At 56.9% G+C, this 15,226-nt stretch carries 13 protein-coding genes; all 13 read left to right on the forward strand.

The genetic code is table 11. The annotated features are described in order from the left end of the window. Positions 1-4 precede the first annotated feature (4 nt). Positions 5-1,516: a bifunctional ADP-dependent NAD(P)H-hydrate dehydratase/NAD(P)H-hydrate epimerase gene (nnr, locus tag PGR23_RS14440; protein ID WP_396280004.1), complete on the forward strand. Its 1,512-nt coding sequence runs from the start codon at positions 5-7 to the stop codon at positions 1,514-1,516. After that, complete coding sequence (gene tsaE, locus PGR23_RS14445; RefSeq protein ID WP_032715469.1) at positions 1,509-1,970, forward strand: tRNA (adenosine(37)-N6)-threonylcarbamoyltransferase complex ATPase subunit type 1 TsaE; 462 nt, start codon at positions 1,509-1,511, stop codon at positions 1,968-1,970. The genes nnr and tsaE overlap by 8 nt, the downstream gene beginning before the upstream one ends. 16 nt (positions 1,971-1,986) lie before the next feature. Further along, positions 1,987-3,339, forward strand: a complete 1,353-nt coding sequence (gene amiB / locus PGR23_RS14450) for an N-acetylmuramoyl-L-alanine amidase AmiB (protein WP_047078398.1) — start codon at positions 1,987-1,989, stop codon at positions 3,337-3,339. Between the two features lie 10 nt (positions 3,340-3,349). Further along, positions 3,350-5,218: a DNA mismatch repair endonuclease MutL gene (gene mutL, locus PGR23_RS14455; RefSeq protein WP_063416163.1), complete on the forward strand. Its 1,869-nt coding sequence runs from the start codon at positions 3,350-3,352 to the stop codon at positions 5,216-5,218. After that, the gene (miaA, locus tag PGR23_RS14460; RefSeq protein ID WP_032706712.1) at positions 5,211-6,161 is read left to right on the forward strand and encodes a tRNA (adenosine(37)-N6)-dimethylallyltransferase MiaA; all 951 of its coding nucleotides are present in this window, start codon (positions 5,211-5,213) and stop codon (positions 6,159-6,161) included. The genes mutL and miaA overlap by 8 nt, the downstream gene beginning before the upstream one ends. 92 nt (positions 6,162-6,253) lie before the next feature. Then, a complete protein-coding gene (gene hfq, locus PGR23_RS14465; protein ID WP_045396870.1) occupies positions 6,254-6,562 on the forward strand; it encodes an RNA chaperone Hfq in 309 nt (102 codons plus the stop codon). Positions 6,563-6,637: 75 nt separating this feature from the next. After that, a complete protein-coding gene (hflX, locus tag PGR23_RS14470; protein WP_032713510.1) occupies positions 6,638-7,918 on the forward strand; it encodes a ribosome rescue GTPase HflX in 1,281 nt (426 codons plus the stop codon). A 58-nt stretch (positions 7,919-7,976) separates the two neighbouring features. Further along, the gene (hflK, locus tag PGR23_RS14475) at positions 7,977-9,239 is read left to right on the forward strand and encodes an FtsH protease activity modulator HflK (RefSeq protein WP_045396872.1); all 1,263 of its coding nucleotides are present in this window, start codon (positions 7,977-7,979) and stop codon (positions 9,237-9,239) included. A gap of 2 nt (positions 9,240-9,241) precedes the next feature. Further along, positions 9,242-10,246 (forward strand): protease modulator HflC, encoded by a 1,005-nt coding sequence (gene hflC, locus PGR23_RS14480; protein ID WP_015368630.1) that lies wholly within the window; start codon positions 9,242-9,244, stop codon positions 10,244-10,246. 197 nt (positions 10,247-10,443) lie between these two features. Next, positions 10,444-10,641: a DUF2065 domain-containing protein gene (locus PGR23_RS14485; RefSeq protein WP_015368629.1), complete on the forward strand. Its 198-nt coding sequence runs from the start codon at positions 10,444-10,446 to the stop codon at positions 10,639-10,641. Between the two features lie 103 nt (positions 10,642-10,744). Continuing rightward, positions 10,745-12,043 carry an adenylosuccinate synthase gene (locus PGR23_RS14490; protein ID WP_045396875.1) on the forward strand — a complete coding sequence of 433 codons (1,299 nt, stop codon included), beginning with the start codon at positions 10,745-10,747 and terminating at the stop codon, positions 12,041-12,043. 150 nt (positions 12,044-12,193) lie between these two features. Beyond that, positions 12,194-12,628, forward strand: coding sequence for a nitric oxide-sensing transcriptional repressor NsrR (gene nsrR, locus PGR23_RS14495; RefSeq protein ID WP_045379682.1), 435 nt, complete (start codon positions 12,194-12,196; stop codon positions 12,626-12,628). A 91-nt stretch (positions 12,629-12,719) separates the two neighbouring features. Beyond that, positions 12,720-15,161 carry a ribonuclease R gene (gene rnr, locus PGR23_RS14500; protein ID WP_045396877.1) on the forward strand — a complete coding sequence of 814 codons (2,442 nt, stop codon included), beginning with the start codon at positions 12,720-12,722 and terminating at the stop codon, positions 15,159-15,161. Positions 15,162-15,226: the final 65 nt, after the last annotated feature.

The following is a 15,226-nucleotide window of genomic DNA, read 5'->3' on the forward strand; positions in this document are numbered from 1 at the left end:
TACAATGACGAAAAACCCTGACAGTATACCACACATCGTGTGGCCAGCGGAGACGCTGCGCCAGGCGGAAAGAGAGGCGGCGGATAGTCTCGGGCTGACGCTTTTTGAACTGATGCGCCGCGCCGGCGAGGCGGCGTTCCAGCTGGCCCGCAGCCTTTATCCCGCCAGCCAGCGCTGGTTAATCCTCTGCGGCCACGGCAATAACGGCGGCGACGGCTACGTGGTCGCGCGGCTGGCGCAGGCGCAGGGCATCGCGGTAACGCTACTGGCGTTGGAAAGCGATAAGCCGCTGCCGGAAGAGGCGCAGGCCGCACGGGAAGAGTGGCTCAATGCCGGCGGCGTCATCCACGCCGCCGATAGCGCCTGGCCGAATGATATCTCATTGATTATTGACGGGCTGCTCGGCACCGGCCTGCATAGCGCGCCGCGCGCTAATGTCGCCGGGCTGATTGAACTGGCGAACGCCTATCCCGCGCCGGTTATTGCGCTTGATATTCCCTCCGGGCTGAACGCGCAAACCGGCGCGACGCCTGGCGCGGCGATCCACGCCGCCCATACCCTGACGTTTATCGCGCTAAAACCCGGTCTGCTGACCGGTAATGCCCGCGACGTTGTCGGGCGCTTACATCATCATGCGCTCGGCCTGGAGCGCTGGCTTGCCGGGCAAAACACCGCTATTCGCCGTTTTTCCGCGGCGCAGCTGGCAGGCTGGCTGCCGCCGCGTCGTCCGACGTCGCATAAAGGTTCGCATGGTCGGCTGGTGATTATTGGCGGCGATCGCGGTACCGCTGGCGCCATTCGTATGGCGGGTGAGGCCGCTCTACGTGCCGGCGCGGGTTTAGTACGCGTGCTGACCAGGGCGGAAAATATCGCGGGCATTGTGACTGCCAGGCCGGAATTGATGGTCCATGAGCTGAACGGTGACTCTCTTAGCGAAAGCCTGGAGTGGGCGGATGTCGTAGCGATTGGTCCCGGTCTTGGGCTAAGCGAGTGGGGTAAAGCGGCGCTGCGACAGGTAGAGAATTTTCGCAAACCGATGGTCTGGGATGCCGACGCGTTGAACCTGCTGGCAATCAATCCCGATAAACGTCACAATCGCGTGTTAACCCCTCATCCTGGCGAAGCCGCCCGTTTATTGAATATCAGCGTGGCAGAAGTTGAAAGCGATCGCTTACATTCTGTACAGCGTCTGGTAAAACGGTATGGCGGCGTGGTGGTGCTAAAAGGCGCAGGAACCGTAGTGGCGAATGACGCGGGCGAAATCGGTATCATTGATGCCGGTAATCCCGGAATGGCCAGCGGCGGGATGGGCGATGTGCTCACCGGCATTATCGCCGCGCTGTTGGGACAGGGGCTGACCCAGTATGATGCCGCTTGCGCAGGCTGCGTGGCGCACGGCGAAGCCGCAGACCGGCTGGCCGCCAGAGATGGTGCCCGCGGGATGCTGGCGACCGATCTTTTTTGCACGCTAAGGCGTGTTGTTAACCCGGATGTGATTGACCTAGACCATGATTAACCGTGTGATTCCTTTACCCGACGAGCAGGCGACATTAGACCTTGGCAACCGCGTAGCGCAGGCCTGTAGCGGCGCGACGGTTATCTATCTGTATGGCGATTTAGGCGCGGGTAAAACCACCTTCAGCCGCGGTTTTCTACAGGCCCTTGGCCACCGCGGCAATGTCAAAAGCCCAACGTATACGCTGGTGGAGCCTTACACCCTCGAAAATCTGATGGTGTATCACTTCGACCTGTACCGCCTGGCGGATCCTGAGGAGCTCGAATTTATGGGGATCCGCGATTACTTCGCTAACGATGCCATCTGCCTGGTGGAATGGCCGCAACAAGGCGCGGGTGTACTGCCTGACCCGGATGTCGAAATTCACCTGGATTACCAGGCGCAAGGGCGTGAGGCGCGCGTAACGGCGGTCTCTTCATTGGGTGAGTCTTTATTGGCGCGTTTAGCCATTTAGCCTAAAGGATGACGGGATGAAGTATCGTATAACCAGTTGGCTGGCCGCCGCTCTGATGCTGTTCGGCACTCAGGCATCCGCGGCAAGTTTATCCGATATCCAGGTCTCAAACGGCGATCGGCAGGCCCGCATAACGCTAAGTTTTGTCGGCGATCCCGAATATTCCTTCACCCCGCAAGGTAAGCGCGTGGTGGCGTTGGATATCAAACAAACCGGGGTGCTTCAGGGGCTGCCGCTGCAGTTTAGCGGTAATAATCTGGTCAAAAGCATTCGCTCCGGCTCGCCTCAGGATACGCAATCTCTGCGTCTGTTGGTCGATCTGACGGAAGATGGTAAAACGCGGGCGGTGAAGCAGCAAAACGGCGCCAACTATACCGTCGTCTTTACCATTAATGCCGATGTGCCGCCGCCACCTCCGCCGCCGCCAGTGGTAGCGAAGCGGGTCGAAGCGCCAGTAGTGTCGCCGCGTCCGAGCGAGCCGCCGCGCAATCCGTTTAAAAGCTCAGGCAGCGACAGAACCACGGTGGTGACCAACAGTCAGCCGGCGATGACCAACAACCAGACTATTACCCGTCCGGCGGCGCGTACCGTCTCTTCTGACGATAAGATTATTATCGCTATTGATGCCGGGCACGGCGGCCAGGATCCTGGCGCTATCGGGCCTGGCGGCACCAAAGAGAAAAACGTCACGATTGCTATCGCTCATAAACTGCGAGCGTTGCTTAACGACGATCCGCAGTTTAAACCGGTGTTGACCCGTAATGGCGACTACTTCATCTCGGTCATGGGGCGTTCGGACGTGGCGCGGAAACAAAACGCTAATTTCCTGGTCTCTATCCATGCCGATGCGGCTCCGAATCGCGACGCGACCGGCGCATCGGTGTGGGTGCTCTCTAACCGCCGCGCTAACAGCGAAATGGCCGGCTGGCTTGAACAGCATGAGAAACAATCGGAACTCCTGGGCGGCGCGGGCGACGTGCTGGCGAATAGCCAGTCGGATCCTTATCTGAGCCAGGCGGTACTGGATTTACAGTTCGGCCATTCCCAGCGCGTCGGTTATGATGTGGCAACCGATGTACTGAGCCAGCTGCAGCGGATCGGCAATCTGCATAAACGCCGTCCGGAGCACGCCAGCCTTGGCGTTCTGCGCTCGCCGGATATTCCGTCGATCCTTGTCGAAACCGGCTTTATCAGTAATAACGGCGAAGAGCGCCTGCTGGGTAGCGATGATTACCAACAGCAGATTGCAGAGGCGATTTATAAAGGGCTGCGTAACTATTATATGCAGCACCCGCTGCAATCAGCGCCGCGCGGCACGGCTGCGCAAACCGCCAGCGCCAGTTCGCCTGGCGGGTCGTTGATTAACTAAGGAGAAGGTCATGCCGATTCAGGTCCTGCCGCCGCAACTCGCCAACCAGATTGCCGCTGGCGAGGTGGTGGAACGTCCGGCGTCGGTAGTGAAAGAGCTGGTCGAAAACAGCCTTGATGCCGGCGCGACCCGTATCGACATTGATATTGAACGCGGCGGCGCGAAGCTTATCCGTATTCGCGATAACGGCTGCGGGATTAAAAAAGACGAACTGGCGCTGGCGCTGGCTCGTCACGCCACCAGTAAAATCGCTTCGCTGGATGACCTTGAGGCGATCATCAGTCTTGGCTTTCGCGGCGAAGCGCTGGCCAGTATCAGTTCCGTCGCTCGCCTGACGCTGACGTCGCGTACCGCGGAGCAGCAGGAAGCCTGGCAGGCCTATGCTGAAGGTCGAGACCAGGCGGTAACGGTGAAACCGGCGGCGCATCCGATTGGCACAACGCTGGAAGTGCTGGATCTGTTTTACAACACCCCCGCGCGGCGTAAGTTCATGCGCACCGAAAAAACCGAGTTTAATCATATTGATGAAATCGTCCGCCGCATCGCGCTGGCGCGTTTTGATGTGACGATTAATCTCAGCCATAACGGCAAAATGATGCGCCAGTATCGTGCCGTGGCGGAAGGCGGCCCGCGCGAGCGCCGCCTCGGCTCGATTTGCGGCGCGGCGTTTCTGGAGCACGCGTTGGCCATTGAGTGGCAGCATGGCGATCTGACGCTGCGCGGCTGGGTTGCCGACCCGTTGCATACTAATCCGGCGTTAGCGGAAATCCAGTACTGTTACGTTAACGGGCGTATGATGCGCGACCGGCTGATCAACCATGCTATTCGCCAGGCCTGTGAAGATAAACTGGGCGCTGACCAGCAGCCGGCGTTTGTGCTGTATCTGGAGATTGACCCGCATCAGGTTGATGTCAACGTGCATCCGGCGAAGCACGAAGTGCGTTTCCATCAATCACGGCTGGTTCATGACTTTATCTATCAGGGCGTACTGAGCGTGCTTCAGCAGCAGCTTGATGCGCCGCTGGCGGAAGAAGACGAAGCGCCCGCGCCGCGGCAGGTGCCGGAGAACCGCGTAGCGGCGGGCGCGAACCATTTCGCTCGCCCATCGCCTGCCCGGGAACCGGCGGCGCCTGGTTATGATACTCGCGCGCCGCGGGAACCTGCCGCCGCCGGCGGCGGCTATAGCTCAGGCGGCGCCAGCTGGCCGCACGCCCAGCCTGGCTATCAGAAACAGCAAGGGGCGCTTTATCGTCAACTGCTGCAAACCCCGGCGTCGGAAAAAAAACAACCTGCGCCGACGCCTGCGGAAAGCCTGGCAGCCCACAGCCAAAGCTTTGGCCGGGTGCTAACTATTATCGGCGGCGATTGCGCGCTGCTTGAGCGCGGCGGCGCATTGGCGTTGCTGGCGCTGCCGGTGGCGGAACGCTGGCTGCGTCAGGCGCAGCTAACGCCGGGCGCGGAAGCGGTTTGCGCGCAGCCGCTGCTTATCCCGCTGCGTCTTAAAGTGAGTGAAGCAGAACGCAAAGCGTTGGAAAAGGCGCAGCCGGCGCTGGCGGAATTGGGTATCGATTTACAAGCAGATTCCCAGCACGTGACGGTCCGCGCGGTGCCTTTACCCTTAAGACAACAAAATTTACAAATCTTGATTCCTGAACTGATAGGCTACCTGGCGCAGCTAACGGCATTCGACGTCGGCGACATCGCCCAATGGACAGCGCGTAATCTGGCGAGCGAGCACGCGCAGTGGAGCATGGCGCAGGCGATTTCGGTTCTGGCGGACGTTGAGCGTTTATGTCCGCAGCTGATTAAAGCGCCGCCGGGTGGTCTGTTACAACCTGTTGATTTACATTCGGCAATGACAGCCCTGAAAGATGAGTGATGTAACTGAGGCGAGCCTGCCTAAGGCAATTTTTTTAATGGGGCCGACGGCCTCCGGTAAAACCGCATTAGCTATCGCCTTGCGTAAAGTTTTGCCCGTAGAGTTGATTAGCGTCGATTCCGCCCTCATCTATCGAGGAATGGATATCGGCACGGCCAAACCCGATGCCGCGGAGCTTAGCGCTGCGCCGCATCGGTTGCTGGATATTCTTGATCCGGCAGAGTCGTATTCGGCGGCGGATTTTCGTCGCGATGCGTTGGCGGAAATGGCGGATATCGTCGCCGCCGGACGCATCCCGCTGTTGGTCGGCGGGACGATGTTGTACTTCAAAGCGTTGTTGGAAGGGTTATCGCCGCTGCCTTCGGCGGATCCCGCAGTCAGGGCCAGAATTGAGCAACAAGCGGCAGAGCAGGGGTGGCACGCATTGCACCGGCAGTTACAGGAGATCGATCCCGTGGCCGCCGCGCGTATTCATCCAAATGATCCGCAAAGACTTTCCCGAGCACTGGAAGTTTTTTTCATTTCGGGTAAAACTTTAACTGAACTGACGCAAACGTCAGGAGAGGCTCTGCCGTATCAGGTGCATCAGTTCGCCATCGCCCCGGCGAGCCGTGAACTGCTACATCAACGCATTGAGCAGCGTTTTCATCAGATGTTGGCTTCAGGTTTTGAAGCAGAAGTGCGGGCGCTATTTGCCCGTGGAGATTTGCATACGGATATGCCTTCCATTCGTTGTGTCGGATACCGCCAGATGTGGTCATACCTTGAAGGCGAGGTCCCGTATGATGAAATGGTTTATCGAGGTGTTTGCGCGACGAGACAGTTAGCTAAACGTCAGGTCACCTGGCTGCGCGGTTGGGAAGATGTTCACTGGTTAGACAGTGAGCAACCTGAACAAGCGCTCAACAAAGTATTACAGGTTGTTGGTGCTAGCCAGAACTGAACGTGTACAATTGAACGGTATCGTGCGTAATTTTTTTTAAGAATCGTAAGGTTCTGAGTACAAAACAAGCATACATATAAGGAAAAGAGAGAATGGCTAAGGGGCAATCTTTACAAGATCCGTTCCTGAACGCTTTGCGTCGGGAACGTGTTCCGGTTTCTATTTATTTGGTGAATGGTATTAAGCTGCAAGGGCAAATTGAGTCTTTCGATCAGTTCGTGATCCTGTTGAAGAACACGGTCAGTCAGATGGTCTATAAGCACGCAATTTCTACTGTTGTCCCGTCCCGCCCGGTGTCTCACCACAGCAATAATGCTGGCGGCGGTGCAAGCAACTATCACCACGGTGGTAGCGCGCAAGGTTCTTCTGCGCCGCAGCAAGACAGCGACGACGCCGAATAAGGCTAATGCTGTTTTTCCACGTCGGGGAGCCAGGTTTTCTGCGTTCCCCGCTGGTATTTTATAAGGGGTTTACGCTTGTTTGACCGTTATGATGCCGGTGAGCAGGCGGTACTGGTACACATCTATTTTTCGCAAGACAAAGATATGGAGGATCTCCAGGAGTTTGAATCCCTGGTCTCTTCCGCCGGTGTCGAAGCAATGCAGGTGATTACCGGTAGCCGTAAAGCACCGCACCCGAAGTATTTTGTAGGTGAAGGTAAGGCTGTTGAAATTGCGGAAGCCGTAAAAGCGACCGGCGCCTCGGTCGTGCTGTTCGATCATGCCTTGAGTCCGGCCCAGGAACGTAACCTGGAGCAGCTATGCGAATGCCGGGTTATCGATCGCACCGGTCTGATTTTAGATATTTTTGCCCAGCGAGCGCGTACCCACGAAGGGAAACTGCAGGTTGAGCTGGCGCAGCTGCGCCATCTGGCCACGCGTCTGGTACGCGGCTGGACCCACCTTGAAAGGCAGAAGGGCGGGATTGGTTTGCGCGGACCGGGTGAAACCCAGCTCGAAACCGACCGTCGATTGCTGCGTAACCGTATTATGCAGATCCTGTCGCGACTGGAAAAAGTAGAAAAACAGCGCGAGCAAGGTCGGCGGTCACGCGCCAAGGCCGATATCCCTACCGTCTCGCTGGTGGGATATACCAACGCCGGAAAATCAACGCTGTTCAACCAGATAACCGAAGCGGAAGTCTATGCCGCGGACCAACTGTTCGCCACCCTGGACCCGACGCTGCGCCGTATTAACGTCACCGACGTCGGCGAAACGGTACTGGCAGACACCGTAGGCTTTATTCGTCATCTGCCGCACGACCTGGTGGCGGCGTTTAAAGCGACGCTGCAGGAGACGCGTCAGGCGACGCTGCTGCTGCACGTCATTGATGCCGCGGATGTCCGCGTGCAGGAAAATATTGATGCAGTAAATACGGTCCTTGCGGAAATCGAGGCCGATGAAATTCCGTCATTGCTGGTGATGAACAAAATCGATGTGCTTGACGATTTTGAACCGCGCATCGATCGGGATGAAGAGAATAAACCGATTCGGGTCTGGCTCTCCGCCCAGACCGGGATTGGCGTACCACTGCTTTTCCAGGCGTTAACAGAGCGTCTTTCCGGCGAAGTGGCGCAGCATACGCTGCGCTTACCGCCGCAGGAAGGTCGCCTGAGAAGCCGTTTCTATCAGCTTCAGGCGATAGAAAAAGAGTGGATGGAGGATGACGGCAGCGTAAGCCTGCAAGTGCGCATGCCCATCGTGGACTGGCGTCGCCTCTGCAAACAAGAGCCTGCGTTGGTCGACTACGTGGTTTGACCTGGCCTGAAGATATTAACCCCTGTGGGGATATCAAAAACAAATATGGAGCATATACATGGCGTGGAATCAGCCCGGTAATAACGGACAGGACCGCGACCCGTGGGGAAGCAGCAAAAATGGCGGCAACTCTGAGGGAAATGGCAACAAAGGCGGTCGCGAGCAGGGGCCGCCCGATCTGGATGATATCTTCCGCAAGTTAAGCAAAAAACTTGGCGGTCTCGGCGGCGGTAAAGGCGGCCAGGGTGGCGGTAATGTGACTCAGGGCCCGCGCGGTCCGATGGGTGGGCGCATTGTCGGCATCGTTGCTGCAGCGGCGGTGATTATCTGGGCAGCCAGCGGTTTCTATACCATCAAGGAAGCGGAACGTGGTGTGGTGACACGCTTTGGCAAGTTCAGTCATCTGGTTGAGCCAGGTCTGAACTGGAAGCCAACCTTTGTCGATAATGTGCAAGCGGTGAACGTCGAGTCGGTTCGCGAACTGGCAGCGTCCGGCGTCATGCTGACTTCCGATGAGAACGTCGTGCGCGTTGAGATGAACGTACAGTACCGTGTGACCGATCCGGAGCGCTACCTGTTTAGCGTGACCAGCGCCGACGATAGTCTGCGTCAGGCCACCGACAGCGCTCTGCGCGGCGTCATTGGTAAGTACACCATGGATCGTATCCTGACCGAAGGTCGTACCGTTATCCGTAGCGATACCCAGCGCGAGCTGGAAGAGACCATTCGTCCGTACAACATGGGTATCACCCTGCTGGACGTCAACTTCCAGACGGCGCGTCCGCCGGAAGAGGTGAAGGCCGCGTTTGATGATGCCATTGCCGCGCGTGAGAACGAGCAGCAGTACATCCGCGAAGCGGAAGCCTATACCAACGAAGTTCAGCCGCGTGCTAACGGTCAGGCGCAGCGTATCCTCGAAGAGGCGCGTGCGTATAAAACCCAGACCGTACTGGAAGCGCAGGGTGAAGTCGCTCGCTTTGCGAAGATCCTGCCGGAATATAAAGCCGCGCCGGAAATTACCCGCGAGCGTCTGTATATCGAAACCATGGAAAAAGTGCTGAGCCATACCCGCAAAGTGCTGGTTAATGACAGCAAGGGCGGCAACCTGATGGTTCTGCCATTGGATCAGATGCTGAAAGGCGCCACCGGCGCGCCGGCAAAGAGCGATAGCAGTGGCGCAAGCGATCTGCTGCGCCTGCCGCCTGCGTCCAGCTCAAGCAGCGCCAGCACCTCATCAACCTCGAGTTCAACCGGGGGTACCATTATGGACCAACGCCGCGCCAACGCGCAGCGTAACGACTACCAGCGTCAGGGGGAATAACGATGCGTAAATCTGTTATCGCGATCATTGTCGTCGTGCTGGTAGTGCTCTACATGTCTGTCTTCGTGGTGAAAGAAGGCGAGCGTGGCATTACGCTGCGCTTCGGCAAAGTTCTGCGCGACGATGAGAACAAGCCGCTGGTGTATGCGCCGGGTCTGCACTTCAAGATCCCGTTTATTGAGTCCGTGAAAATGCTGGATGCGCGTATCCAGACCATGGACAACCAGGCTGACCGCTTTGTTACCAAAGAGAAGAAAGATCTGATCGTCGACTCCTATATCAAGTGGCGCATCAGTGACTTCAGTCGTTACTATCTGGCGACCGGCGGCGGCGACGTCTCCCAGGCCGAAGTTCTGCTGAAGCGTAAGTTCTCTGACCGTCTGCGCTCTGAGATTGGTCGTCTGGACGTGAAAGACATCGTGACTGATTCCCGCGGTCGTTTGACCCTGGAGGTGCGTGATGCGCTGAACTCCGGTTCTGCTGGTACAGAAGATGAAGTCTCGACGCCGGCAGCCGATGACGCTATCGCTAAAGCGGCAGAGCGTGTAGAAGCTGAAACTAACGGTAAGGTACAGGTGATCAACCCGAACAGTATGGCGGCGCTGGGTATTGAAGTCGTTGACGTACGTATCAAGCAGATCAACCTGCCGGCTGAAGTGTCTGAAGCGATCTACAACCGTATGCGCGCCGAGCGTGAAGCGGTTGCTCGTCGCCATCGTTCACAAGGTCAGGAAGAAGCGGAAAAACTGCGCGCTACCGCGGACTATGAAGTGACCAAGACCCTGGCGGAAGCCGAGCGTCAAGGGCGTATTCTGCGCGGTGAAGGCGATGCCGAGTCGGCAAAACTGTTTGCCGATGCATTCAGTCAGGATCCGGGCTTCTATGCCTTTATCCGTAGCCTGCGCGCCTATGAGAAGAGTTTCCAGAGCAACCAGGACGTGATGGTCCTCAGCCCGGATAGCGATTTCTTCCGTTACATGAAGTCACCGGATTCCGTGCGTAAATAAGCCGGGCCAGTGTGAAATCAGAAGGCGCCTTGCAAGAGGCGCCTTTTTTTATGCCATAGATTGTGATTTTTCTCTCAGCTAGTGGTTTCATATTGCCTGTGAAATGCCGGAGAATGTGAAGAAAGAAAAAGGGTTTGCGGTAATACTCACCGGCGCCAACTGGCGGCGGTTTTGTTTTTCTATAAGGGTCATCAATAATGAATGCAACAATTTGGCTGGCACTGGCGCTGGTTTTAGTTCTCGAAGGTCTTGGCCCACTGCTTTATCCCCGCGCCTGGCGCAAGATGGTAGCGACAATGAGCCAACTGCCGGATAATTTATTGCGTCGCTTTGGCGGCGGTCTTGTGGTGGCTGGCATTGTCATCTACTACATGTTGAGGAAATCGATTGGCTGATCAAAAAATAATCGGATTAACCTCATTTTGAGTGCAAAAAGTGCTGTAACTCTGAAAAAGCGATGGTAGAATCCATTTTTAAGCAAACGGTGATTTTGAAAAAATGGGTAACAACGTCGTCGTACTGGGCACCCAATGGGGTGACGAAGGTAAAGGGAAGATCGTCGATCTCCTGACAGAACGGGCTAAATATGTTGTGCGCTACCAGGGTGGCCATAACGCAGGCCATACTCTCGTAATCAACGGTGAAAAAACCGTCCTCCATCTTATTCCATCAGGTATTCTCCGTGAGAATGTAACCAGCATCATCGGAAACGGTGTTGTGCTGTCTCCGGCTGCGCTGATGAAAGAGATGAAAGGTCTGGAAGACCGTGGTATCCCTGTTCGTGAGCGTCTGCTGCTCTCTGAAGCCTGCCCGCTTATTCTCGATTATCACGTCGCGCTGGACGTAGCGCGTGAAAAAGCGCGTGGCGCGAAAGCTATCGGTACGACCGGTCGCGGTATCGGCCCGGCTTACGAAGATAAAGTCGCCCGTCGCGGCCTGCGCGTTGGCGACCTGTTTGATAAAGCCACCTTCGCTGACAAACTGAAAGAAGTGATGGAATATCACAACTTCCAGTTGGTGAACTTCTATAAAGCAGAAGCGGTTGACTACCAGAAAGTGCTGGACGATGTGATGGCGATTGCCGACATCCTCACCAGCATGGTCGTTGACGTTTCCGATCTGCTCGATCAGGCGCGTCAGCGCGGCGACTTCGTAATGTTCGAAGGCGCGCAGGGCACGCTGCTGGATATCGACCACGGTACCTATCCGTACGTAACTTCCTCCAACACCACCGCGGGTGGCGTGGCGACCGGTTCCGGCCTGGGCCCGCGTTATGTGGATTACGTTCTGGGTATCATCAAAGCTTACTCGACTCGCGTAGGCGCGGGCCCGTTCCCGACCGAGCTGTTTGATGAAACCGGCGAGTTCCTGTGCAAGCAGGGTAACGAATTCGGCGCCACTACCGGCCGTCGTCGTCGTACCGGCTGGCTGGACGCTGTCGCGGTACGCCGTGCGGTGCAGATTAACTCCCTGTCCGGCTTCTGCCTGACCAAACTGGACGTCCTTGACGGCCTGAAAGAAGTTAAAATCTGCGTCGGTTACCGTATGCCGGACGGCCGTGAAGTGACCACCACTCCGCTGGCTGCCGACAACTGGGAAGGTATCGAGCCTATCTACGAAACCATGCCGGGCTGGTCCGAAACTACCTTCGGCGTGAAAGAGCGTAGCGGCCTGCCGCAGGCAGCGCTGAACTACATCGCGCGTATTGAAGAGCTGACCGGCGTGCCGGTTGATATCATCTCTACCGGTCCTGACCGTACTGAGACTATGATTCTGCGCGATCCGTTCGACGCGTAATCATCATCCAGGGGCGCCGTTCGGGCGCCCTTGTTTTTGCAGTTCGCCCGCCCCATTTCAAATAAATTAGCGGCCTGAGCGCTGGCTGGTTTATCATCAATAGAGTTAATACCCGCGGATTCACCGCTTTCCCCTTACCCTGAGGTTGATGTGCAGTTAACGAGTTTCACCGATTACGGATTACGCGCGCTGATTTACATGGCGTCGTTGCCGGATGACCGAATGACCAGTATTTCCGAGGTGACGGATGTCTATGGCGTTTCCCGTAATCATATGGTCAAAATAATCAATCAGTTAAGCCGTGTTGGCTATGTGACGGCCGTGCGGGGAAAGAATGGGGGGATTCGCCTTGGCAAGCCGGCTAAAATGATTCGCGTGGGTGATGTTGTGCGCGATCTTGAGCCGCTATCGCTGGTGAATTGCAGCAGCGAATTTTGCCACATTACTCCCGCTTGCCGCCTGAAACAGGCACTTGCCGAAGCCGCGCAAAGTTTCCTGAAGGAACTGGATAACTACACGCTGGCCGATTTGGTTGAAAAGAATCAACCGCTATATAAATTATTACTGGTGGAAGAAAAGCGCTGAATGATTTGCGCCGCAGCGTAAAGAGAACCCACAAAGCGGCGGCGTAAAACGCAGTCAGACTTTCATCGGAGATGACAACGGAGGAACCGATATGTCACAAGACCCATTCCAGGAACGCGAAGCTGAGAAGTACGCGAATCCCATCCCGAGCCGGGAATTTATCCTCGAACATTTAACCAAACGTGAAAAACCGGCCAGCCGCGACGAGCTGGCGATTGAGTTAAATATTGAGGGCGAAGAACAAACTGAAGCGCTGCGTCGCCGCCTGCGGGCAATGGAACGCGATGGCCAGCTGGTCTTTACTCGCCGTCAGTGTTATGCGCTGCCGGAACGTCTCGATTTAGTCAAAGGCGTCGTTATTGGCCACCGCGACGGCTACGGCTTTTTACGCGTCGAAGGGCGCAAAGACGACCTGTATCTTTCATCTGAGCAGATGAAAATGTGTATTCATGGCGATCAGGTGCTGGCCCAGCCGCTGGGCGCGGACCGTAAGGGCCGTCGCGAAGCGCGCATCGTTCGCGTGCTGGTGCCGAAAACCAGCCAGATCGTCGGCCGTTACTTCACCGATGCCGGCGTGGGCTTCGTGGTGCCGGACGACAGCCGTCTAAGCTTCGATATCCTGATCCCTCCTGAAGAGATCATGGGCGCCCGCATGGGTTACGTGGTGGTGGTCGAACTGACCCAGCGTCCAACCCGTCGTACCAAGGCGGTCGGCAAAATAGTTGAAGTGCTGGGCGACAATATGGGCACCGGCATGGCCGTTGATATGGCGCTGCGTACCCATGAGATCCCTTACGTTTGGCCGCCGGCGGTGGAAAAACAGGTCTCCGGCCTCAAAGAGCAGGTGCCGGAAGAGGCGAAAGCCGGGCGCGTTGATTTGCGCTCTCTACCGCTGGTTACTATTGACGGCGAAGATGCCCGCGACTTTGATGACGCGGTGTACTGCGAGAAAAAACGCGGCGGCGGCTGGCGTCTATGGGTGGCTATCGCCGACGTGAGCTATTACGTGCGCCCCGGTACGCCGCTGGACGGCGAAGCGCGCAGCCGCGGGACGTCAGTCTACTTCCCTTCGCAGGTCGTACCGATGCTGCCGGAAGTGCTGTCCAACGGCCTGTGCTCGCTGAATCCGCAGGTCGATCGCCTGTGTATGGTCTGCGAAATGACGATCTCGTCAAAAGGTCGCCTGACCGGCTTTAAATTCTATGAAGCGGTGATGAGCTCTCACGCCCGTCTGACCTACACCAAGGTTTGGCATATGCTGCAGGGCGATCAAGAGCTGCGCGAACACTACGCGCCGCTGGTGAAGCATATTGAAGAGCTGCATAACCTCTATAAGGTGCTGGATGGCGCCCGTGAAGAGCGCGGCGGTATCTCATTTGAAAGTGAAGAAGCTAAATTCATCTTCAACGCCGAGCGTCGTATCGAGCGTATCGAACAGACTCAGCGTAACGATGCGCACAAGCTGATCGAAGAGTGCATGATTCTGGCGAACATCTCCGCGGCGCGTTTCGTTGAGAAAGCGCAGGAGCCAGCGCTGTTCCGTATTCACGATAAGCCAAGCACCGAAGCGATTACCGCCTTCCGCACCGTGCTGGCGGAGCTGGGGCTGGAGCTGCCGGGCGGCAACAAACCGGAGCCGCGCGATTACGCCGAGCTGCTGACTTCCATCGCCGATCGCCCGGATGCGGAAATGCTGCAGACGATGCTGCTGCGTTCCATGAAGCAGGCGGTCTACGATCCGGAAAACCGCGGCCACTTCGGCCTGGCGCTGCAGTCATACGCGCACTTCACCTCGCCGATCCGTCGTTATCCTGACCTGTCGCTGCATCGCGCTATTAAGTATTTACTGGCGAAAGAGCAGGGACATAAAGGCAATAGCACCGAGACCGGCGGTTGGCACTACAGCATGGAAGAGATGCTGCAGCTGGGCGAGCACTGCTCGATGACCGAGCGCCGCGCCGATGAAGCGACGCGCGAAGTGTCAGACTGGCTGAAGTGCGACTTCATGCAGGATCAGGTGGGCAACACCTTCTCCGGCGTGATCGCAAGCGTCACCGGCTTTGGCTTCTTCGTCCGCCTGAACGATCTGTTTATCGATGGTCTGGTACATGTCTCCTCATTGGATAATGACTACTATCGCTTCGACCAGGTCGGGCAGCGGCTGATCGGCGAGTCCGGCGGCCAGACTTACCGCCTGGGCGACCGCGTGGAAGTGCGCGTCGAAGCGGTCAATATGGATGAGCGTAAGATTGATTTCAGCCTGATTTCCAGCGAACGCGGTCCGCGTAATGTTGGCAAAACCGCACGCGAAAAAGCGAAGAAGGGCGCGCCGGGTAAAAACGGCGGCGGCCGTCGTCGTCAGGTAGGCAAGCAGGTAAACTTCGAGCCGGATAGCGCCTTCCGTAAGGAAAAAGAGAAAGCTAAAGCCAAACCGAAAGGCGAAAAGAAAGCGAAAAAACCGTCGGCGAAAACGCAGAAAATCGCCGCGGCAACCAAAGCCAAGCGCGCGGCGAAAAAGAAGATCGCCGAGTGATTGACGTCCCTTCGCCCTGAAGTCTGCTGGCGCAGAGCGGGGTGAAGGGAACGGATAACAGAACC

Source organism: Klebsiella sp. 141162, from assembly GCF_050600755.1.
Classification (GTDB): domain Bacteria; phylum Pseudomonadota; class Gammaproteobacteria; order Enterobacterales; family Enterobacteriaceae; genus Klebsiella; species Klebsiella aerogenes.